At 62.7% G+C, this 20,588-nt stretch carries 18 protein-coding genes; 17 read left to right on the forward strand and 1 reads right to left on the reverse strand.

The features are described 5' to 3' along the window. The first annotated feature begins 61 nt into the window (after positions 1-61). The 8 genes from rpoB (at position 62) to FBY30_RS12100 (ending at position 14,017) form a co-directional block, all read left to right on the forward strand. Positions 62-3,571 carry a DNA-directed RNA polymerase subunit beta gene (gene rpoB / locus FBY30_RS12070; RefSeq protein ID WP_142133082.1) on the forward strand — a complete coding sequence of 1,170 codons (3,510 nt, stop codon included), beginning with the start codon at positions 62-64 and terminating at the stop codon, positions 3,569-3,571. A 104-nt stretch (positions 3,572-3,675) separates the two neighbouring features. After that, entirely contained in the window at positions 3,676-7,575 is a 3,900-nt protein-coding gene (locus FBY30_RS12075; RefSeq protein ID WP_142133083.1) for a DNA-directed RNA polymerase subunit beta', read from the forward strand. 393 nt (positions 7,576-7,968) lie between these two features. After that, complete coding sequence (rpsL, locus tag FBY30_RS12080) at positions 7,969-8,343, forward strand: 30S ribosomal protein S12 (protein WP_009358312.1); 375 nt, start codon at positions 7,969-7,971, stop codon at positions 8,341-8,343. Between the two features lies 1 nt (position 8,344). Next, the gene (rpsG, locus tag FBY30_RS12085) at positions 8,345-8,815 is read left to right on the forward strand and encodes a 30S ribosomal protein S7 (protein WP_003803829.1); all 471 of its coding nucleotides are present in this window, start codon (positions 8,345-8,347) and stop codon (positions 8,813-8,815) included. A 69-nt stretch (positions 8,816-8,884) separates the two neighbouring features. After that, a complete protein-coding gene (gene fusA / locus FBY30_RS12090; RefSeq protein ID WP_142133084.1) occupies positions 8,885-10,999 on the forward strand; it encodes an elongation factor G in 2,115 nt (704 codons plus the stop codon). A gap of 240 nt (positions 11,000-11,239) precedes the next feature. Beyond that, positions 11,240-12,430, forward strand: coding sequence for an elongation factor Tu (gene tuf, locus FBY30_RS12095; protein WP_141159762.1), 1,191 nt, complete (start codon positions 11,240-11,242; stop codon positions 12,428-12,430). A 103-nt stretch (positions 12,431-12,533) separates the two neighbouring features. Further along, entirely contained in the window at positions 12,534-12,659 is a 126-nt protein-coding gene (locus FBY30_RS21135) for a hypothetical protein (protein ID WP_268815694.1), read from the forward strand. Between the two features lie 107 nt (positions 12,660-12,766). After that, entirely contained in the window at positions 12,767-14,017 is a 1,251-nt protein-coding gene (locus FBY30_RS12100; protein WP_235009432.1) for an Nramp family divalent metal transporter, read from the forward strand. 19 nt (positions 14,018-14,036) lie between these two features. Here FBY30_RS12100 and FBY30_RS12105 read toward each other — a convergent pair whose 3' ends face one another. Continuing rightward, entirely contained in the window at positions 14,037-15,473 is a 1,437-nt protein-coding gene (locus tag FBY30_RS12105) for a GH1 family beta-glucosidase (RefSeq protein ID WP_142133085.1), read from the reverse strand. 395 nt (positions 15,474-15,868) lie between these two features. Between FBY30_RS12105 and rpsJ the strand changes: the two genes are divergently transcribed. From rpsJ to rplP, 9 genes are read left to right on the forward strand one after another with little or no spacing between them, the layout of a single operon-like run. Then, on the forward strand, positions 15,869-16,177 hold the full coding sequence (gene rpsJ, locus FBY30_RS12110; RefSeq protein WP_003803825.1) for a 30S ribosomal protein S10: 309 nt from the start codon (positions 15,869-15,871) through the stop codon (positions 16,175-16,177). A gap of 17 nt (positions 16,178-16,194) precedes the next feature. Beyond that, on the forward strand, positions 16,195-16,845 hold the full coding sequence (rplC, locus tag FBY30_RS12115; protein ID WP_142133086.1) for a 50S ribosomal protein L3: 651 nt from the start codon (positions 16,195-16,197) through the stop codon (positions 16,843-16,845). Positions 16,846-16,849: 4 nt separating this feature from the next. Next, positions 16,850-17,470, forward strand: a complete 621-nt coding sequence (rplD, locus tag FBY30_RS12120; protein WP_142133087.1) for a 50S ribosomal protein L4 — start codon at positions 16,850-16,852, stop codon at positions 17,468-17,470. Next, positions 17,467-17,772 (forward strand): 50S ribosomal protein L23, encoded by a 306-nt coding sequence (gene rplW, locus FBY30_RS12125; RefSeq protein WP_011692807.1) that lies wholly within the window; start codon positions 17,467-17,469, stop codon positions 17,770-17,772. The genes rplD and rplW overlap by 4 nt, the downstream gene beginning before the upstream one ends. Positions 17,773-17,801: 29 nt before the next feature. Beyond that, positions 17,802-18,641 carry a 50S ribosomal protein L2 gene (gene rplB / locus FBY30_RS12130; RefSeq protein ID WP_026264302.1) on the forward strand — a complete coding sequence of 280 codons (840 nt, stop codon included), beginning with the start codon at positions 17,802-17,804 and terminating at the stop codon, positions 18,639-18,641. A gap of 12 nt (positions 18,642-18,653) precedes the next feature. After that, entirely contained in the window at positions 18,654-18,935 is a 282-nt protein-coding gene (gene rpsS, locus FBY30_RS12135; RefSeq protein WP_003803803.1) for a 30S ribosomal protein S19, read from the forward strand. Positions 18,936-18,973: 38 nt separating this feature from the next. Continuing rightward, the gene (rplV, locus tag FBY30_RS12140; RefSeq protein ID WP_050054313.1) at positions 18,974-19,339 is read left to right on the forward strand and encodes a 50S ribosomal protein L22; all 366 of its coding nucleotides are present in this window, start codon (positions 18,974-18,976) and stop codon (positions 19,337-19,339) included. Further along, positions 19,340-20,170: a 30S ribosomal protein S3 gene (gene rpsC, locus FBY30_RS12145; protein ID WP_142133088.1), complete on the forward strand. Its 831-nt coding sequence runs from the start codon at positions 19,340-19,342 to the stop codon at positions 20,168-20,170. It abuts the gene before it with no gap. Then, complete coding sequence (gene rplP, locus FBY30_RS12150; RefSeq protein ID WP_043454603.1) at positions 20,171-20,587, forward strand: 50S ribosomal protein L16; 417 nt, start codon at positions 20,171-20,173, stop codon at positions 20,585-20,587. Position 20,588 lies beyond the last annotated feature (1 nt).

Consider the following 20,588-nt stretch of genomic DNA (forward strand, 5'->3'; position numbering starts at 1 on the left):
TTCGCAGGGTGCACAGCGGGGGAGATCTGAAAACGCCTGAAGGTCTGTGGAAGGATCCCTCTTGGTCGCCTCGAGCACCTCTAATAACGAAACCGCTAACACTGCCGACAGCACTGATGGTGCCACTCGCCGGCTCTCATTCGCAAAGATTCACGAACCTCTTGACGTTCCGAATCTGCTTGCCCTGCAGACGGACAGCTTTGACTGGCTGGTCGGCAATGAGCGCTGGCAGGCACGCGTGGCAAAGGCTGTCGAAGAAAACGATCTCAGCGTCGCCACCACGTCCGGCCTGTCGGACATCTTCGAAGAGATCTCCCCGATCGAGGATTTCCAGGGCACCATGTCCCTGAGCTTCTCCGATCCGGAGTTCGCTGACCCCAAGTACACCATGGCTGAGTGCAAGGACCGGGACGCCACCTACTCGGCTCCGCTGTACGTCAAGGCCGAGTTCATGAACAACAACACGGGCGAAATCAAGCAGCAGACCGTGTTCATGGGTGACTTCCCGCTGATGACCGAGAAGGGCACCTTCGTCGTCAACGGCACCGAGCGTGTCGTCGTCTCCCAGCTGGTCCGTTCGCCGGGCGCCTACTTTGAGCGCGCCGCCGACAAGACCAGCGACAAGGACATCTTCACTGCCAAGATCATTCCGTCCCGCGGTGCATGGTTCGAGCTTGAGATCGACAAGCGCGACCAGGTTGGCGTGCGCCTCGACCGCAAGCGCAAGCAGTCCGTCACCGTCCTGCTGAAGGCCCTTGGCTGGACCGAAGGCCAGATCCTCGAAGAGTTCGGCCAGTACGACTCCATGCGGGCAACCCTGGAGAAGGACGCCACCGAAACCCGCGAAGACGCCCTGCTGGACATCTACCGCAAGCTGCGTCCGGGCGAGCCGCCCACCGTCGAGGCTGCCCAGTCCCTGCTGGACAACCTGTACTTCAACTCCAAGCGCTACGATCTGGCCAAGGTTGGCCGCTACAAGATCAACCGCAAGCTGGGCATCGACCGCTCCCTTGGCGACAAGGAAGCCTCTGTCCTGCACGTTGAAGACATCGTTGCCATGATCAAGTTCCTCGTCGCGCTGCACGCCGGCGAGAAGACCATCAAGGGCACCCGCGATGGCCAGGAAGTTGACCTGCGCGTCGAGATCGACGACATCGACCACTTCGGCAACCGCCGCATCCGCGCCGTCGGCGAGCTCATCGAGAACCAGGTCCGCACCGGCCTGTCCCGTATGGAGCGCGTTGTCCGCGAGCGTATGACCACCCAGGACGTCGAGGCCATCACGCCGCAGACCCTGATCAACATCCGCCCCGTGGTTGCAGCGATCAAGGAGTTCTTCGGAACCTCCCAGCTGTCGCAGTTCATGGACCAGAACAACCCGCTCTCGGGCCTGACCCACAAGCGCCGCCTGTCGGCCCTGGGCCCCGGCGGTCTGTCCCGTGACCGCGCCGGCATGGAAGTCCGTGACGTGCACCCGTCCCACTACGGACGTATGTGCCCCATCGAAACCCCTGAAGGCCCCAACATTGGTCTGATCGGTTCGCTGGCATCCTACGGACGCATCAACCCGTTTGGCTTCATTGAGACCCCGTACCGCCTGGTCAAGGACGGCGTCGTTTCCGACGACGTCCAGTACCTGACGGCAGACGACGAGGCTGAGGTGCTGATCGCCCAGGCCAACGCGCCGCTGGACGAGAACAACCGCTTCTCGGAAGACACCGTCCTGGTCCGTGCCCGTGGTGGTGGGGGAGAGCCCGTTCTGGTTCCGGCCGAAGACGTTGAGTTCATGGACGTTTCCCCGCGCCAGATGGTGTCCGTGGCTACGGCCCTGATCCCGTTCCTGGAGCACGACGACGCCAACCGCGCACTCATGGGTGCCAACATGCAGCGCCAGGCTGTGCCGCTGGTCCGTTCCGAGGCCCCCGTCGTGGGCACCGGCATGGAGCGTGCCGCCGCCGTCGACGCCGGTGACGTTGTCATCGCCAAGAAGGCCGGTGTGGTCACCGAGGTTTCCGCCGAGCTCGTCATCATGCTCAACGACGACGGCACCGAGACCAACTACCGCATCAACAAGTTCGCCCGCTCCAACCAGGGCAACTGCTACAACCACCGCGTCCTGGTGAACGAGGGCCAGCGCCTGGAAGTTGGCGGCATCATCGCCGACGGCCCGGCAACGGACCAGGGTGAACTGGCACTCGGCAAGAACCTGCTCGTGGCATTCATGTCATGGGAAGGCCACAACTTCGAGGACGCCATCATCCTCTCGCAGCGCATCGTTGCCGAGGACGTCCTCTCCTCCATCCACATCGAGGAGCACGAGATCGATGCCCGCGACACCAAGCTTGGTGCCGAGGAAATCACCCGTGACATCCCCAACGTGTCGGAGGAAGTCCTCGCAGGGCTGGACGAGCGCGGCATCATCCACATCGGTGCCGAGGTTGAAGCAGGGGACATCCTGGTCGGAAAGGTCACCCCGAAGGGTGAAACCGAACTGACCCCGGAGGAGCGCCTGCTGCGCGCCATCTTCGGCGAGAAGTCCCGCGAAGTTCGCGACACCTCCCTGAAGGTGCCCCACGGCGAGTCCGGCACCGTCATCGGCGTGCGCGTCTTCGACCGCGACAACGACGACGAACTGCCCCCGGGCGTCAACCAGCTGGTCCGCGTGTACGTGGCCGCCAAGCGCAAGATCACCGACGGCGACAAGCTCGCCGGCCGCCACGGCAACAAGGGCGTTATCTCCAAGATCCTCCCGATCGAGGACATGCCCTTCCTTGCCGACGGCACCCCCGTTGACATCGTCCTGAACCCGCTGGGTGTTCCGGGCCGTATGAACGTGGGCCAGGTGCTCGAAACGCACCTCGGCTGGGTTGCCAAGACCGGTTGGAAGATCGAAGGCGAGCCCGAGTGGGTCAAGCAGCTGCCTAACCTGCCGCGTGAGAGTGGTCCCACCACTGTTGCAACGCCGGTGTTCGATGGCGCCCGCGAAGAGGAAATCACGGGCTTGCTGGATTCCACCAACGTGACCCGCGACGGCGACCGCCTGATCAACTCCTCAGGCAAGACCCGCCTGTTTGACGGCCGCTCCGGCGAGCCGTTCCCGGATCCGATCTCGGTCGGCTACATGTACATCCTGAAGCTCCACCACCTGGTGGACGACAAGATCCACGCACGCTCCACCGGTCCGTACTCCATGATCACGCAGCAGCCGCTGGGTGGTAAGGCACAGTTCGGTGGCCAGCGCTTCGGTGAAATGGAAGTGTGGGCGCTCGAAGCTTACGGCGCCGCCTACACGCTCCAGGAACTCCTCACGATCAAGTCGGATGACATCCACGGTCGTGTGAAGGTCTACGAAGCGATCGTCAAGGGCGAGAACATCCCCGAGCCGGGCGTTCCCGAATCCTTCAAGGTCTTGATCAAGGAAATGCAGTCGCTGTGCCTGAACGTGGAAGTTCTTTCCACGGACGGAACCACAATTGAAATGCGTGACTCTGATGACGCAGTCTTCACGGCTGCGGAGGAACTGGGCATCGATCTGTCTCGCGCAGAGCCCAGCTCCGTAGAAGAGGTCTAGCAGGCGCCCGTACGACGGCGGGTGGGAACCCGCCGTCGTACGCCGCCTCCCTCATCCCGCACCAAGACTTCAGAATTTAGAGAACAAGAGAGAACAGGGACCATATGTCCAGCGAATCCTCCTTCGGCCTCATGCAGATCGGCCTCGCCACCGCGGAAGACATCCGCGGCTGGTCGTACGGCGAGGTTAAGAAGCCGGAAACCATCAACTACCGCACGCTCAAGCCCGAGAAGGACGGCCTCTTCTGCGAGAAGATCTTCGGCCCGTCCCGCGACTGGGAATGCTACTGCGGCAAGTACAAGCGCGTGCGCTTCAAGGGCATCATCTGTGAGCGCTGTGGCGTCGAAGTCACCCGCGCCAAGGTCCGCCGTGAGCGCATGGGCCACATCGAACTGGCCGCACCGGTCACCCACATCTGGTACTTCAAGGGTGTTCCGTCCCGCCTGGGCTACCTCCTTGACCTGGCTCCGAAGGACCTCGAAAAGGTCATTTACTTCGCTGCCTACATGATCACCAGCGTCGACGAGGCTGCCCGCCACGAGGAACTGCCCAACCTGCAGGTTGAGCACGACATCGAGAAGAAGCAGCTGATCGACAACCGCGACGCCGACATCGCCGCGATCGCCCGCGACCTCGAAGGCGAAATCGCCCGCCTGGAGGGCGAAGGCGCCAAGGCCGCTGACAAGAAGAAGGCCCGCGACTCCGCCGACCGCCAGATGGCCAACGTGCGCAAGCGTGCCGACGCCGACATCGAGCGCCTCGAGCAGGTCTGGGACCGCTTCAAGAACCTGAAGGTCGCCGACCTCGAAGGTGACGAAGGCCTGTACCGCGAACTGCGCGACCGCTACGGCATGTACTTCGAAGGCTCAATGGGTGCCGAAGCCATCAAGAAGCGCCTTGAGAACTTCGATATGCAGGCCGAGTCCGAGGCACTGCGCGACGTCATTGCCAACGGCAAGGGCCAGCGCAAGACCCGCGCCCTCAAGCGCCTGAAGGTGGTCAACGCATTCCTGACCACCAACAACAGCCCGCTCGGCATGGTCCTCGACGCCGTCCCGGTGATCCCGCCGGAACTGCGCCCCATGGTCCAGCTGGACGGTGGCCGCTTCGCGACCTCCGACCTCAACGACCTGTACCGCCGCGTGATCAACCGCAACAACCGCCTCAAGCGCCTGCTTGACCTGGGTGCTCCGGAGATCATCGTCAACAACGAGAAGCGCATGCTTCAGGAAGCTGTTGACAGCCTCTTCGACAACGGCCGCCGCGGCCGTCCGGTCACTGGACCGGGCAACCGTCCGCTGAAGTCCCTGAGCGACATGCTCAAGGGCAAGCAGGGCCGTTTCCGCCAGAACCTCCTCGGCAAGCGCGTCGACTACTCCGGCCGTTCGGTCATCGTCGTCGGCCCGCAGCTGAAGCTGCACCAGTGCGGCCTGCCCAAGCAGATGGCCCTGGAGCTCTTCAAGCCGTTCGTGATGAAGCGCCTGGTTGACCTCAACCACGCCCAGAACATCAAGTCCGCCAAGCGGATGGTGGAGCGCTACCGCCCGCAGGTCTGGGACGTGCTCGAAGAAATCATCACCGAACACCCGGTGCTGCTCAACCGTGCACCTACCCTGCACCGCCTTGGCATCCAGGCGTTCGAGCCGCAGCTCGTTGAAGGCAAGGCAATCCAGCTGCACCCGCTGGTTTGTGGCGCGTTCAACGCCGACTTCGACGGCGACCAGATGGCAGTCCACCTGCCGCTGAGCCCCGAGGCGCAGGCTGAGGCCCGCATCCTGATGCTGTCCTCGAACAACATCCTGAAGCCCTCCGACGGACGTCCGGTCACCCTGCCTTCACAGGATATGATCATCGGCCTGTACCACCTGACCACCAAGCGCAAGGGTTCAGCCGGTGAAGGCCGCGTCTTCGGTTCGGTTTCGGAAGCCATCATGGCCTTCGACGCCCGCGAGCTGCACCTGAACTCGCAGGTCAAGATCCGCCTCGAAGGCTTCGTCCCGTACGCCGGCTGGGAAGCTCCCGAAGGCTGGGAGCAGGGTCAGCCGGCCCTGGTTGAAACCTCCCTGGGCCAGGTCATCTTCAACGAGACCCTGCCCGAGGACTACCCGTGGGTTGAGGCTGTTGCCGACAAGGGCGAACTGTCCCGCATCGTCAACGACCTCGCCGAGCGCTACCCGAAGGTCGTCACCGCTGCAACGCTGGACAACCTGAAGGATGCCGGTTTCTACTGGGCCACCCGTTCAGGCGTCACGGTCGCCATCTCCGACATCGAGGTTCCTGCTGCCAAGCCGGAAATCCTTGCCGGGTACGAAGAGCGCGCCGCCAAGATCCAGGGCCAGTACGACAAGGGCCTGATCGATGACGACGAGCGCCGCCAGGAACTCATCGAGATCTGGAACAAGGCCACCAATGACATCGCCTCGGTGATGCGTGAAAGCCTGTCCCCGATGAACACCATCAACCGCATGGTGTCCTCCGGTGCACGTGGTAACTGGATGCAGGTCCGCCAGATTGCGGGTATCCGTGGCCTCGTGGCCAACCCGAAGGGTGAGATCATCCCGCGCCCCATCAAGTCCTCCTACCGCGAGGGCCTGTCGGTGCTGGAATACTTTATCGCCACGCACGGTGCCCGTAAGGGCCTCGCCGATACCGCCCTGCGTACCGCCAACTCGGGTTACCTGACCCGTCGTCTGGTGGACGTCTCGCAGGACGTTATCGTCCGTGAAGAGGACTGCGGCACCGAGCGCGGCCTGGTCACGCCCATCGCCGTCGCCGACTCCAACGGTGAGCTGGTCCTGGACGAGAACGTCGAGAACAGCGCTTACGCACGTACGCTGGCCGTCGACGTCGTGGACTCCGAGGGCAACGTCCTCGCAGCCGCCGGCACCGACTGCGGCGACGTCGTTATCGACGAGCTCTTCAAGGCAGGCATCACCGAGGTCAAGGTCCGCTCCGTACTCACCTGTGAGTCCAGCGTCGGCACCTGCGCCCTGTGCTACGGCCGTTCGCTGGCCACCGGCAAGACCGTGGACATCGGCGAGGCCGTGGGCATCATCGCGGCACAGTCCATCGGTGAGCCCGGTACCCAGCTGACCATGCGTACGTTCCACACCGGTGGTGCTGTTTCCGCCGGTGGTGGCGACGACATCACCCAGGGTCTGCCCCGTATCCAGGAGCTCTTCGAAGCCCGTACTCCGAAGGGTGTTGCACCGATTGCTGAAGCAGCCGGCCGCATCACCATCGAAGAGTCCGAGCGCCAGATGCGCCTGGTCATCACCCCGGATGACGGCTCGGAAGAGATCGCCTACCCGGTGCTGCGCCGCTCACGCCTGCTGATCGAAGACGGCGACCACGTCTCCGTCGGCCAGAAGCTGATCAACGGCCCGGTGGACCCCAAGCAGGTCCTGCGCATCATGGGTCCGCGTGCGGCACAGAAGTTCCTCGTGGACGAAGTCCAGGGCGTGTACCGCAGCCAGGGCATCGGTATCCACGACAAGCACGTCGAGGTTATCGTCCGCCAGATGCTGCGCCGCGTCACGGTCATCGAGTCCGGTGAATCCGACCTGCTGCCCGGCGAGCTCGCCGAGCGCAGCCGGTTCGAGGAAGCCAACCGCCGTGTTGTGTCCGAGGGCAAGACTCCGGCTTCCGGACGTCCTGAACTCATGGGCATCACCAAGGCATCGCTGGCCACCGAGTCCTGGCTGTCCGCAGCTTCCTTCCAGGAGACCACCCGCGTCCTGACGCAGGCGGCCATGGAAGGCAAGAGTGACCCGCTGCTGGGCCTCAAGGAGAACGTCATCATCGGTAAGCTGATCCCGGCCGGCACGGGCCTCCCGCGCTACACCGAGGTCACCGTCGAGCCCACTGAAGAAGCAAAGGCCAACCTGTTCACCGGCCCCAGCGCATTCAGTGACTTCTCGTACGACACCCTGGGCGGTGACGGAGCTCCCGAGTTCCACGCCATCCCGCTGGATGACTACGACCTGGGCAACGACTTCCGCTGATCCGCTGATCCGCTGAATCTGGCTTAGCCGAAGGGATGGTCCCTCACCTGATGGTGGGGGACCATCCCCGTTTAACCCGTCGATTAAGGCATGGAGCCTGTCCATGCTAGACTTGTTACCAATTGTTATTGTGGCAGTGGATGAGAGCGCCGGTATCAGCTGAAAGGCTAAACCAGAGCGACGTTTCCGGTTTGCAGGGTTCTTGTGCAACGTATGCCACATTTTTGCATGCCTAGGGAACTGCAGGAATGTACGTTCGTCCCGGTGTGCGATCCGACTATTAAGGCTTCGCCTTCGCCGCCATGGAGATTCCCTTCAGGGCCCGGGCGGCGGGGCAACGCAACAGGAGAGTGGCCGGAAACAGCCACTCCGGATAAAACGGAGAACACGAGAGTGCCTACGATTAACCAGCTGGTCCGCAAGGGCCGCACGCCTAAGGTCTCAAAGACCAAGGCTCCCGCGCTTAAGGGCAGCCCCATGCGCCGCGGTGTGTGCACCCGCGTCTACACCACCACCCCGAAGAAGCCGAACTCGGCTCTGCGTAAGGTGGCACGTGTGCGCCTCAACGGCGGCGTGGAAGTTACCGCCTACATCCCCGGTGTTGGCCACAACCTGCAGGAGCACTCCATTGTGCTCGTTCGCGGTGGTCGTGTGAAGGACCTCCCGGGTGTCCGCTACAAGATCGTCCGTGGCGCCCTCGATACCCAGGGTGTGAAGAACCGTAAGCAGGCCCGCAGCCGCTACGGCGCAAAGATGGAGAAGAAGTAATATGCCTCGCAAGGGTCCGGCCCCCAAGCGGCCGCTCGTTTCGGATCCGGTATACGGTTCCCCGCTGGTAACCCAGCTCATCAACAAGGTGCTCGTTGACGGCAAGAAGTCCACGGCAGAGCGCATTGTCTACGGTGCACTCGAAGGCGCACGCGCCAAGTCCGGCGGCGACCCCGTTGCAGCCCTGAAGAAGGCCATGGACAACGTCAAGCCTTCCCTCGAGGTCCGCTCCCGCCGTGTCGGTGGCGCCACCTACCAGGTTCCGGTTGAGGTCAAGCCGGGCCGTTCCACCGCACTCGCACTGCGTTGGCTGGTTGGCTACTCCAAGGCCCGCCGTGAAAAGACGATGACCGAACGCCTCCAGAACGAAATCCTGGATGCGTCCAACGGTCTCGGTGCCGCTGTGAAGCGTCGCGAAGACACCCACAAGATGGCCGAGTCCAACAAGGCCTTCGCACACTACCGCTGGTAATACTCCCCGGCCGCCGCCGGCTCAACCGAGCCGGCGGCGAACGTGTAGTCCATCCCAAAAGGAGACCCCGTGGCACAGGACGTGCTTACCGACCTTAGCAAGGTCCGCAACATCGGCATCATGGCCCACATTGATGCCGGCAAGACCACCACAACCGAGCGCATCCTGTTCTACACGGGTGTGAACCACAAGATCGGCGAAACGCACGACGGCGCTTCGACCACTGACTGGATGGAACAGGAAAAGGAACGCGGCATCACCATCACGTCTGCCGCCGTCACCTGCTTCTGGGAAAACAACCAGATCAACATCATCGACACCCCCGGCCACGTGGACTTCACGGTTGAGGTTGAGCGCTCCCTGCGCGTCCTCGACGGTGCAGTTGCCGTCTTCGACGGCAAGGAAGGCGTTGAGCCGCAGTCCGAGACCGTGTGGCGCCAGGCTGACAAGTACAACGTGCCGCGTATCTGCTTCGTCAACAAGATGGACAAGCTCGGTGCTGACTTCTACTTCACCGTAGACACCATCATCAGCCGCCTGGGTGCCAAGCCGCTCGTCATGCAGCTGCCCATCGGTGCCGAGAACGACTTCATCGGCGTCGTCGACCTGCTCTACATGCGTGCCCTGGTTTGGCCGGGCGACGCCAAGGGCGACGTGACCATGGGTGCCAAGTACGAAATCCAGGAGATCCCCGCGGACCTCCAGGAGAAGGCCGAAGAGTACCGGGCGAACCTCGTTGAGACCGTCGCCGAGTCCTCCGAGGAACTCATGGAGAAGTACCTGGAAGGCGAAGAGCTCACCATCGACGAGCTCAAGGCCGGCATCCGCAAGATGACCATCAACTCCGAGCTGTACCCGGTGTTTTGTGGCTCCGCCTTCAAGAACCGCGGCGTCCAGCCCATGCTCGATGCAGTTGTGGACTACCTGCCGAACCCGCTCGACGTTCCCCCGATGATCGGTCACGATCCCAAGGACGAAGAGAAGGAACTGACGCGCAAGCCTTCCGCCGACGAGCCGTTCTCTGCTCTGGCGTTCAAGATTGCCGCGCACCCGTTCTTCGGCCAGCTCACCTTCATCCGCGTGTACTCCGGTCACGTGGAGTCCGGTGCCCAGGTGGTCAACTCCACCAAGGGCAAGAAGGAGCGCATCGGCAAGCTGTTCCAGATGCACGCCAACAAGGAAATGCCGGTTGACGCCGCTACCGCTGGCCACATCTACGCAGCCATCGGCCTGAAGGACACCACCACGGGCGACACCCTGTGCGATGCCAACAACCAGATCGTCCTGGAGTCCATGAGCTTCCCCGAGCCCGTGATCTCCGTGGCCATCGAGCCGAACACCAAGGGTGACCAGGAGAAGCTCTCCACGGCCATCCAGAAGCTCTCCGCTGAGGACCCCACCTTCCAGGTGTCCCTCAACGAAGACACCGGCCAGACCATCATCGCCGGCATGGGCGAACTCCACCTGGACATCCTGGTGGACCGCATGCGCCGCGAATTCAAGGTCGAGGCCAACGTGGGCAAGCCGCAGGTTGCTTACCGCGAAACCATCAAGCGCGCAGTCGAGAAGCACGACTACACGCACAAGAAGCAGACCGGTGGTTCGGGCCAGTTCGCAAAGGTCCAGATTGCCATCGAGCCGCTGGACACCGCCGAGGGCGAGCTGTACGAGTTCGAGAACAAGGTCACCGGTGGCCGCGTTCCGCGCGAATACATCCCGTCTGTTGACGCGGGGATCCAGGACGCGCTGAACGACGGCGTCCTGGCCGGTTACCCGGTTGTCGGCATCAAGGCCACTCTGCTTGACGGTGCGTACCACGATGTTGACTCCTCGGAAATGGCGTTCAAGATCGCTGGCCGCATGGCTTTCAAGGAAGCCGCGCGCAAGGCGAACCCTGTCCTGCTTGAACCGCTGATGGATGTAGAGGTCCGCACCCCTGAGGAATACATGGGTGACGTTATCGGCGACCTCAACTCCCGCCGTGGCCAGATGCAGTCCATGGAAGATGCCGCCGGTGTCAAGGTTGTCCGTGCGCACGTGCCGCTGTCCGGCATGTTCGGTTACATCGGTGACCTGCGCTCCAAGACCCAGGGCCGCGCTGTGTACTCCATGACGTTCAACAGCTACGCCGAGGTCCCGAAGGCTGTTGCCGACGAGATCATCCAGAAGTCCCGCGGCGAGTAGTCCCTTCCGGACTTTCAAAGCGAACACCCCGGGTACGGCGGCCACCAAGGTCAACGAATCCGGTGCAGGAGGCCGGCCGGTCCAGGCCGGCCCCCTGCACGAACAGGCTCAGGGGACTAGTATTAGTTCCTGAATCTGCGATTTCACCAATCCAAAGCCCCCCAAGTAGACTTGCCTGAGTTCTACCGCGACAAGCGCGGCTGGAGGGCAAGCTATTTGTAAACGTTCTAGGAGGAACCTGTGGCAAAGGCAAAGTTCGAGCGGACTAAGCCGCACGTCAACATCGGCACCATTGGTCACGTTGACCACGGTAAGACGACGCTGACGGCCGCCATTTCCAAGGTGCTGTACGACAAGTACCCGGATCTCAACGAGAAGCGTGACTTCGCGTCGATCGACTCTGCACCCGAAGAGCGTCAGCGCGGTATTACCATCAACATCTCCCACGTGGAGTACCAGACCGAGAAGCGTCACTACGCACACGTTGACGCCCCCGGCCACGCTGACTACATCAAGAACATGATCACCGGTGCTGCTCAGATGGACGGCGCAATCCTCGTGGTTGCCGCTACCGACGGCCCGATGGCTCAGACCCGCGAGCACGTTCTGCTCGCCCGCCAGGTTGGTGTTCCCTACCTGCTGGTCGCGCTGAACAAGGCTGACATGGTCGATGACGAGGAACTCCTCGACCTCGTCGAAATGGAAGTTCGTGAGCTCCTGAGCTCGCAGGGCTTCGATGGCGACAACGCTCCGGTGGTCCGCGTTTCCGGCCTGAAGGCCCTGGAAGGCGACCCCGAGTGGGTCAAGTCCGTTGAGGACCTGATGGCTGCTGTCGACGAGTCCGTTCCGGACCCCGTACGTGACCGCGACAAGCCGTTCCTGATGCCGATCGAAGATGTCTTCACCATCACCGGTCGTGGCACCGTTGTTACGGGCCGCGCCGAGCGTGGAACCCTCGCCATCAACTCCGAGGTCGAGATCGTCGGCATCCGCCCGGTCCAGAAGACCACGGTTACCGGTATCGAGATGTTCCACAAGCAGCTCGACGAAGCATGGGCCGGCGAGAACTGTGGCCTGCTGCTCCGCGGTCTGAAGCGCGACGATGTCGAGCGTGGCCAGGTTGTCGTCAAGCCGGGTTCCATCACCCCGCACACCGACTTCGAGGCCAACGTCTACATCCTCTCCAAGGACGAAGGCGGACGTCACAACCCGTTCTACTCCAACTACCGCCCGCAGTTCTACTTCCGTACCACGGACGTAACCGGCGTTATCACCCTGCCCGAGGGCACGGAAATGGTTATGCCTGGCGACAACACTGAGATGACCGTTGCGCTCATCCAGCCCATCGCTATGGAAGAGGGCCTCGGCTTCGCAATCCGCGAAGGCGGCCGCACCGTTGGTTCGGGACGCGTTACCAAGATCATCAAGTAGTAACTTACTGATCTCTTAGGACGGCCCCGCTGCTTCAAGCAGCGGGGCCGTTCTTTCGTTAAAGCGGCCCCTGATACTGTTGCAGCACTGAGAGGAGATCATCATGGGATGGCTTATTTTCCTGATCATCGCGGTTGTTGTGGTGGGCGGGGTTTTCTGGGTCAGAAGGAACTTCCGGCACGAGATCGACCGGGCCAAGCGGATCAACAGGGCTAACAAAAACCAGTAGCAGCGAGTCCGCCCAGTGCTTTGCCGGTAGCCCTTATAACTACTTTTCGGTACACCTAAATTCGCGGTATCCTCGTCTTAGTGACGCCGCAATGACGAGGACGTGTAATGGCTGTATCGACTATGACGGCGAGAACCGCCACCCCCGGGTTCTGGTCCCGCCTCCTGCTGCTGGGGCCTGCCTTCGTGGCAGCCATTGCGTATGTGGACCCCGGAAACGTGGCGGCCAACCTGACCGCCGGTGCCAGCTTTGGGTACCTGCTGGTCTGGGTCCTCGTGGCCGCCAATGCGATGGCCGTCCTCATCCAGTACCAGTCCGCCAAGCTTGGGCTCGCTACCGGAATGAGCCTGCCGGAAATCCTCGGCCAGCGGCTGGGAACTCGCCGACGGCGCGCCTACTGGGTTCAGGCTGAAGTCGTTGCGGGGGCCACGGATCTGGCCGAAGTCATCGGTGGGGCCGTGGCGCTCAACCTGCTGTTCGGCCTGCCACTGCTTGCCGGCGGGGTCATCATCGGCCTGGCCTCCATGCTGCTGCTGGCCCTGCAGTCGCGGCGGAGCCAGAAGTCCTTCGAGTTTGCAATCCTCACCCTTCTTGGCGTGATCGCCGTGGGATTCGTCTCGGGCCTGTTCGTCGCTCCGCCGGACGCGGGCGGGGCCTTGGCCGGGCTGGTGCCCCGCTTCGAGGGAACCGATACTGTCCTGCTCGCCGCCAGCATGCTCGGGGCGACCGTCATGCCGCACGCAATCTACCTGCACTCAGCCCTTGCCCGCGACCGCCATGGCTTTTCGAAGGATCCTGCCATCAGGACGCAATTCATCCGGACCACCCGCGTGGACGTTGCCGGCGCCCTGTTGCTTGCCGGCGTCGTGAATATCGCCATGCTGCTCCTGGCCGCCACCAGCCTCCGGGGGGTGGAAGGCACTGACACCATTGCCGGTGCCCACGCGGCCGTCACGTCGGCACTGGGGCCGGTCATCGGCGTCGTATTCGCAGTAGGCCTGCTGGCCTCGGGGCTCGCGTCCACCTCCGTTGGGTGTTATGCAGGTGCCACTATCATGGGCGGCCTGCTGAAGATGAGGATTCCGCTGTTGGTCCGCCGGACCGTGACCCTGATACCTGCGTTGCTGGTCCTGGGCGCGGGCATCGAACCCACGGTGGCTCTGGTCCTCAGCCAGGTCCTCCTGAGCTTCGGCATCCCGTTTGCGCTGATTCCGCTGATCCGGCTTACCGGAAGCCGCAAGGTGATGGGCATTCACGTGGATTCCAAGCCCCTCCGCATCGCCGGCTGGACCAGTGCAACCCTGATCGTGGGACTGAATTGCGTGTTGATCTTCCTGACTGTCACCGGACACGCGTGACCCGCAAATCCCGGTCAGGCTAGTCAGATGCGGCGCCTCTTGCGCGGGACAGAGCCTGGTACCAGTAAAAGGACCTTTTCGGCGTCCGCTGCAGCGTCTCAAAGTCCACGTGCACCAGGCCAAAACGCTGCGAATAGCCGGCCGCCCACTCAAAGTTGTCCATGAGCGTCCACACGAAATAGCCGCGCAGGTCCACTCCCTCCGCTATGCCGCCGGGGGCCGTGGCCTCGATTGCCGCCCCCAGGTGTCCCGCCAGGTACTCCACCCGGTCGGGATCCTCGAGCGTCCCGGATACGTGGTCAGGTTCCGGGAAACTGGCGCCGCCCTCGGTGATGTACACCGGCGGCAGGGCCTGCCCGTACCGGTCCCGCATTTCCTGCAGCAGGATGCCCAGGTGTTCCGGCGCCACGGGCCAGCCGAAGCCCGTGCTGCCGTACTCCGGGTAGCCCACCTCGTGGAAGGGCAGCTTGGCGAGCTCCTGGTGCATGTCCGCAGGCAGGGGTGTAATACCAGGTCCCAAGGCCACCTTTACCGGGAAGTAGTAGTTGAGTCCGTAGAAATCCAGGGGCTGGTGGATGGTTTTGAGGTCCGCGTCGGAGATCCTGCCGATGGAGCGAAGCCAGGGTTTGGCGTACAACGGCAGCGAGGGGTAGCGGCCCAGCAGGACCGGGTCCGCATAGATCCTGTTCATCAGCAGGTCATAGAGGTGCGCCACCAGCCGGTCGCCGATCTTCCGGGTGGCGGGCCTGACGGGGGAGTGCAGGTTGGTCAGTCCGATGCCGCCGGCTACTCCCGCAGCCCGCAACGCCTGCACGCCGAGTCCATGCGCCAGGAGCTGGTGGTGGATGGCCGGAAGGGCATCGAACAACAGCCGGCGGCCGGGCGCATGCACCCCCAGCGCGTACCCGTTGAGGGTGACCGACACCGGTTCGTTAAGCGTGACCCACTGCGCCACCCGGTCCCCGAACCGCTCACCGGCGGCCCTGGCATAGTCGCCGAACCGCTCGGCGGTGTCCCGGTTCAGCCAACCGCCGCGGTGTTCCAGCGGCAAGGGGGTGTCCCAGTGGTAGAGCGTTGCCATGGGGGAGACACCGGCTTCGAGCAGCTGGTCGATCAGGCGGTCGTAGAAGTCCAGGCCTTCGGCATTGAAGGCGCCCCGGCCGTCAGGTTGGATGCGTGGCCAGGAGAGTGAGAACCGATAGGAATCAACGCCCAGTTCCTTCAGCAGCGCCACGTCTTCGGGAAGCCTGTTGTAGTGGTCGCATGCAACTGCGGGGGAGTGCCCGTCCAGGATGGCTCCCGGCTTCTCCGCAAAGGCATCCCATCCAGACGGTCCGCGGCCTCCGGCCTTGAGTGCGCCTTCAATCTGGAACGCCGCTGCCGCGACGCCAAGGATGAACGACGGCGGCACGCGCCCGGCCAGTTCCGTCACCGATTCAGTGCTCTCCAGGGTCATGCCCCTATCATCCAGCCGGTTCCTGCTGGCTGCAATGGTCCTGACCGGCGCCGATTCAGGGCCGATTCGCATCTGCCGCGTATTTCCGGCATACTAGATGAGTTGTTCAAGCGCTTCTTCGCGTCCCGATCCGGATAATGCCGGGTGCAGGGTCCAAGTGGAAGACCAAACATAACCCACCCCAATGGAATTGCGGATTTGTATGCGTGTTCAGCGCGACACGCCCGACCGCGGGGGTCGGTTGCGCCGGCAGGTTGAGGAACCCGGATTTATCCGGATTCAGCTTGTGCGGCGGATGGTGGTTCGACCTCAAATGCTTCGGCAGCCATACAACGTGTAAGTGAACAGGGCAGCCCTAAACCGGGGAAGCACAGACTGAAAGAGAGTCAGGCGACATGGCGGGACAAAAAATCCGCATCCGGCTGAAGTCATACGACCACGAGGTCATTGACGTTTCAGCACGGAAGATCGTTGAGACGGTCACGCGCGCAGGCGCAACGGTAGTTGGCCCCGTGCCGCTGCCTACGGAGAAGAACGTGTACTGCGTTATCCGCTCTCCGCACAAGTACAAGGACAGCCGCGAGCACTTTGAAATGCGCACGCACAAGCGTCTTATCGACATCATCGATCCCACGCCGAAGGCTGTTGACTCGCTCATGCGTCTCGACCTGCCGGCTGACGTGAACATCGAAATCAAGCTGTAGGGAGGTGCTGAGAAACTATGACCGCAACCCGTAACGTAAAGGGCCTGCTGGGCACGAAGCTCGGCATGACCCAGGTCTGGGACGAGAACAACAAGCTCATCCCCGTCACTGTGGTCCAGGCAGACTCGAACGTCATCACCCAGCTGCGCAATGCAGACGCTGATGGCTACGTCGCCGTTCAGATCGGCTACGGCCAGATCGATCCCCGCAAGGTCACCAAGCCGCTGGCTGGTCACTTTGAAAAGGCAGGCGTCACGCCTCGCCGTCACGTCGTCGAACTCCGTACCGCAGATGCTGCCGAGTACGAGCTGGGCCAGGAGCTCTCCGTAGAGCTCTTCGAAGCCGGCCAGAAGATCGACGTCGTCGGCACCACCAAGGGTAAGGGCTTCGCCGGTGTTATGAAGCGTCACGGCTTCCACGGCGTTGGAGCTTCCCACGGTGCCCACAAGAACCACCGTAAGCCCGGTTCAATCGGTGGCGCATCCACCCCGAGCCGCGTCTTCAAGGGCATGAAAATGGCCGGCCGCATGGGCGCCGTTCGTCACACCACGCTGAACCTCACGGTCCACGCGGTTGACGTCGAGAAGTCGCTGCTCCTGATCAAGGGTGCCGTTCCCGGTGCCCGCGGCCAGGTCGTACTCGTACGCACCGCCGTGAAGGGAGCCTAGTTCAATGGCTAACACTGTCCAGGTTGACCTGCCTGCAGAGATCTTCGACGTTCAGACCAACGTGCCGCTGCTGCACCAGGTCGTCGTTGCCCAGCTCGCTGCTGCCCGCCAGGGAACCCACAAGACCAAGACCCGCGCTGAAGTTTCCGGTGCAGGACGCAAGCCGTTCAAGCAGAAGGGTACCGGCCGCGCCCGTCAGGGTTCCGTCCGTGCTCCGCACATGACCGGCGGTGGCATTGTCCACGGTCCCACCCCGCGTGACTACAGCCAGCGCACCCCCAAGAAGATGATTGCTGCTGCCCTGCGCGGCGCACTGTCTGACCGGGCCCGCAACGGTCGCATCCACGTTGTCGCCGAGCTGGTTGCAGGAGACAAGCCGTCTTCCAAGACTGCCCTGGCAACGCTCCGCGGCGTTTCCGACCGCAAGAACCTGCTGGTCGTCATCGAGCGCGATAACGATGTTGCTGCACTGTCCGTGCGCAACCTCGCCGGCGTTCACGTTCTGTACGCAGACCAGCTGAACACCTACGACGTTCTCGTCTCTGATGACGTTGTCTTCACCAAGGCTGCCTACGACGCATTCGTTGCCGCTAAGGCAGCAAAGAACGAGGAGGATGCCAAGTGAGTGCAGCCACCATCAAGGATCCCCGCGACGTCGTGCTTGCACCCGTCGTGTCGGAAAAGAGCTACGGCCTGATCGACGAGGGCAAGTACACCTTCCTGGTGGACCCCCGTTCGAACAAGACCGAGATCAAGCTGGCCGTGGAGAAGATCTTCTCCGTCAAGGTCGAATCGATCAACACCATCAACCGTGCCGGTAAGCGCAAGCGCACCAAATTCGGATGGGGTACCCGCAAGAACACCAAGCGTGCGATTGTCACCCTCAAAGAAGGCACCATCGACATCTTCGGCGGTCCGCTCGCGTAGCGGAGACCACTTTAACGAGGAAATAAATTATGGGAATCCGTAAATACAAGCCGACTACCCCGGGCCGTCGTGGCTCGAGCGTAGCGGACTTTATCGAAATCACGCGGTCGACGCCGGAAAAGTCGTTGGTACGTCCGCTGCCCAAGAAGGGCGGCCGTAACAACACCGGTAAGATCACCACCCGTCACAAGGGTGGTGGACACAAGCGCCAGTACCGTCTGATCGACTTCCGTCGCCACGACAAGGACGGCGTCAACGCCCGCGTTGCCGAAATCGAGTACGATCCGAACCGCACGGCTCGCATCGCCCTCCTGCACTACGTTGATGGCACCAAGCGTTACATCATCGCCCCCAACAAGCTCTCCCAGGGGGACGTTGTTGAGGCAGGTGCCGGTGCTGACATCAAGCCCGGTAACAACCTGCCGCTGCTCAACATCCCGGTGGGTACCGTCATCCACGCAGTTGAACTGCGTCCGGGCGGCGGCGCCAAGATGGGCCGCTCCGCCGGCGCATCCATCCAGCTTGTTGCCAAGGAAGGCCGCTTCGCCCAGCTGCGTCTGCCCTCCGGTGAAATCCGCAACGTTGACGTGCGCTGCCGCGCAACCGTCGGCGAAGTTGGCAACGCCGAGCAGTCGAACATCAACTGGGGCAAGGCCGGCCGTATGCGGTGGAAGGGCGTCCGCCCGACCGTCCGTGGTGTCGCCATGAACCCGGTTGACCACCCGCACGGTGGTGGTGAAGGTAAGACTTCCGGTGGTCGTAACCCCGTGAACCCGAACGGTAAGCGTGAAGGCCGCACCCGCCGCCCCAACAAAGAGAGCGACAAGCTTATTGTGCGTCGCCGTCGTACTGGCAAGAACAAGCGATAGGAGCCTGGACACATGCCACGCAGCCTGAAAAAAGGTCCTTTCGTTGACCAGCACCTCTTTGTGAAGGTAGCCAGGGAAAACGAAAAGGGCACCAAGAACGTCATCAAGACCTGGTCCCGCCGTTCGATGATCATCCCCGACATGCTCGGACACACGATCGCCGTACACGACGGACGCAAGCACATCCCGGTGTTTGTCACTGAGTCGATGGTCGGGCACAAGCTCGGCGAATTCGCTCCCACGCGGACATTCCGCGGCCATGTCAAGGACGACCGTAAGGGCAAGCGCCGCTAGGCGCCTGCGTTTACGTCAAAGACGAGAGAAGGAAAGCAATGGAAGCCAAGGCAATTGCGCGCCACATCCGCGTAACGCCTATGAAGGCCCGGCGCGTCGTCAACCTTGTTCGTGGATTGCAAGCGAATGAGGCTCTGGCAATTCTGAAGTTTGCCCCGCAGGCAGCTTCGGAGCCGGTATTCAAGGTAGTTCAGTCGGCAGTCGCCAACGCCCGGGTCCTCGCGGACCGCGATGGCGTGGCGTTTGACGAAGGCGACCTCATCATCAGCGAAGCGTTTGTTGATGAAGGCCCGACCATGAAGCGGTTCCAGCCGCGTGCCCAGGGTCGTGCATTTCAGATCAAGAAGCGCACCAGCCACATCACCGTGGTAGTCGCTACCCCGGAGAAAGAGGAGGCTCGCTAAGTGGGACAGAAAGTAAACCCGCACGGGTTCCGACTCGGCATCACCACCGATCACGTATCGCACTGGTTCGCTGACAGCACCAAGGCCGGCCAGCGGTACAAGGACTTCGTTCGCGAAGACATCCGCATCCGCCAGCTCATGTCCACGGGCATGGAGCGCGCCGGCATCGCCAAGGTCGAGATCGAGCGCACCCGTGACCGCGTCCGCGTGGACATCCACACGGCCCGTCCCGGCATCGTCATCGGCCGCCGTGGAGCAGAAGCAGACCGCATCCGCGGCGAGCTCGAAAAGCTCACCGGCAAGCAGGTCCAGCTGAACATCCTCGAGGTCAAGAACCCCGAGATGGAAGCCCAGCTTGTGGCCCAGGGCGTTGCAGAGCAGCTGACTTCCCGCGTGGCTTTCCGCCGTGCGATGAAGAAGGCCATGCAGTCCGCACAGCGTGCAGGTGCCAAGGGCATCCGTATCGCCTGCTCGGGCCGCCTGGGTGGCGCTGAAATGTCCCGCTCGGAGTTCTACCGCGAAGGCCGTGTGCCCCTGCACACCCTCCGCGCGAACATCGACTACGGCTTCTACGAAGCCAAGACCACCTTCGGCCGCATCGGTGTGAAGGTCTGGATCTACAAGGGTGACGTCACCGCGAAGGAACTGGCTGCACAGGCTGCTGCCGCTCCGTCCCGCGGTGGACGTGGCGACCGTCCCGGCCGCCCGGGTGGCGCTGACCGCGGTGACCGCCGCCGTCGCAACGACCGCCCGGCCGCTGACGCAGCTCCTGCTGCCGAAGCACCGGCAGTTGAAGCAGCACCTGCTGCTGCAGAAGGAGGACAGGCTTAAATGCTTATCCCACGTCGAGTAAAGCACCGTAAGCAGCACCACCCGGGTCGTTCCGGCGCTGCTACGGGCGGCACCCAGGTCTCCTTCGGTGAGTACGGCATCCAGGCCCTGAGCCCGGCATACGTCACCAACCGTCAGATCGAGTCCGCTCGTATCGCCATGACCCGCCACATCAAGCGTGGCGGTAAGGTCTGGATCAACATCTACCCGGACCGTCCGCTGACCAAGAAGCCTGCCGAAACCCGCATGGGTTCCGGTAAGGGTTCGCCGGAATGGTGGGTCGCCAACGTCAAGCCGGGCCGGGTTCTCTTCGAACTCTCCGGTGTCAATGAAGAGGTAGCTCGCGAGGCCCTGCGCCTGGCAATCCACAAGCTGCCGTTGAAGGCACGCATTGTGCGTCGCGAGGGTGGTGAATAGA

It is taken from the genome of Arthrobacter sp. SLBN-83, assembly GCF_006715285.1.
Lineage (GTDB): Bacteria > Actinomycetota > Actinomycetes > Actinomycetales > Micrococcaceae > Arthrobacter.

What these genes read in the sequence shown, in the direction of transcription:
- rplD (WP_142133087.1), top strand. Translation starts at nt 16,850, where the DNA reads ATGGCTAACACTGTCCAGGTTGACCTGCCTGCAGAGATCTTCGACGTT.
- rplC (WP_142133086.1), top strand. Translation starts at nt 16,195, where the DNA reads ATGACCGCAACCCGTAACGTAAAGGGCCTGCTGGGCACGAAGCTCGGC.
- FBY30_RS12100 (WP_235009432.1), top strand. Translation starts at nt 12,767, where the DNA reads ATGGCTGTATCGACTATGACGGCGAGAACCGCCACCCCCGGGTTCTGG.
- rpsG (WP_003803829.1), top strand. Translation starts at nt 8,345, where the DNA reads ATGCCTCGCAAGGGTCCGGCCCCCAAGCGGCCGCTCGTTTCGGATCCG.
- rpsJ (WP_003803825.1), top strand. Translation starts at nt 15,869, where the DNA reads ATGGCGGGACAAAAAATCCGCATCCGGCTGAAGTCATACGACCACGAG.
- rpsS (WP_003803803.1), top strand. Translation starts at nt 18,654, where the DNA reads ATGCCACGCAGCCTGAAAAAAGGTCCTTTCGTTGACCAGCACCTCTTT.
- rplV (WP_050054313.1), top strand. Translation starts at nt 18,974, where the DNA reads ATGGAAGCCAAGGCAATTGCGCGCCACATCCGCGTAACGCCTATGAAG.
- rplP (WP_043454603.1), top strand. Translation starts at nt 20,171, where the DNA reads ATGCTTATCCCACGTCGAGTAAAGCACCGTAAGCAGCACCACCCGGGT.
- rplB (WP_026264302.1), top strand. Translation starts at nt 17,802, where the DNA reads ATGGGAATCCGTAAATACAAGCCGACTACCCCGGGCCGTCGTGGCTCG.
- FBY30_RS12105 (WP_142133085.1), bottom strand. Translation starts at nt 15,473, where the DNA reads ATGACCCTGGAGAGCACTGAATCGGTGACGGAACTGGCCGGGCGCGTG.
- FBY30_RS12075 (WP_142133083.1), top strand. Translation starts at nt 3,676, where the DNA reads ATGTCCAGCGAATCCTCCTTCGGCCTCATGCAGATCGGCCTCGCCACC.
- FBY30_RS21135 (WP_268815694.1), top strand. Translation starts at nt 12,534, where the DNA reads ATGGGATGGCTTATTTTCCTGATCATCGCGGTTGTTGTGGTGGGCGGG.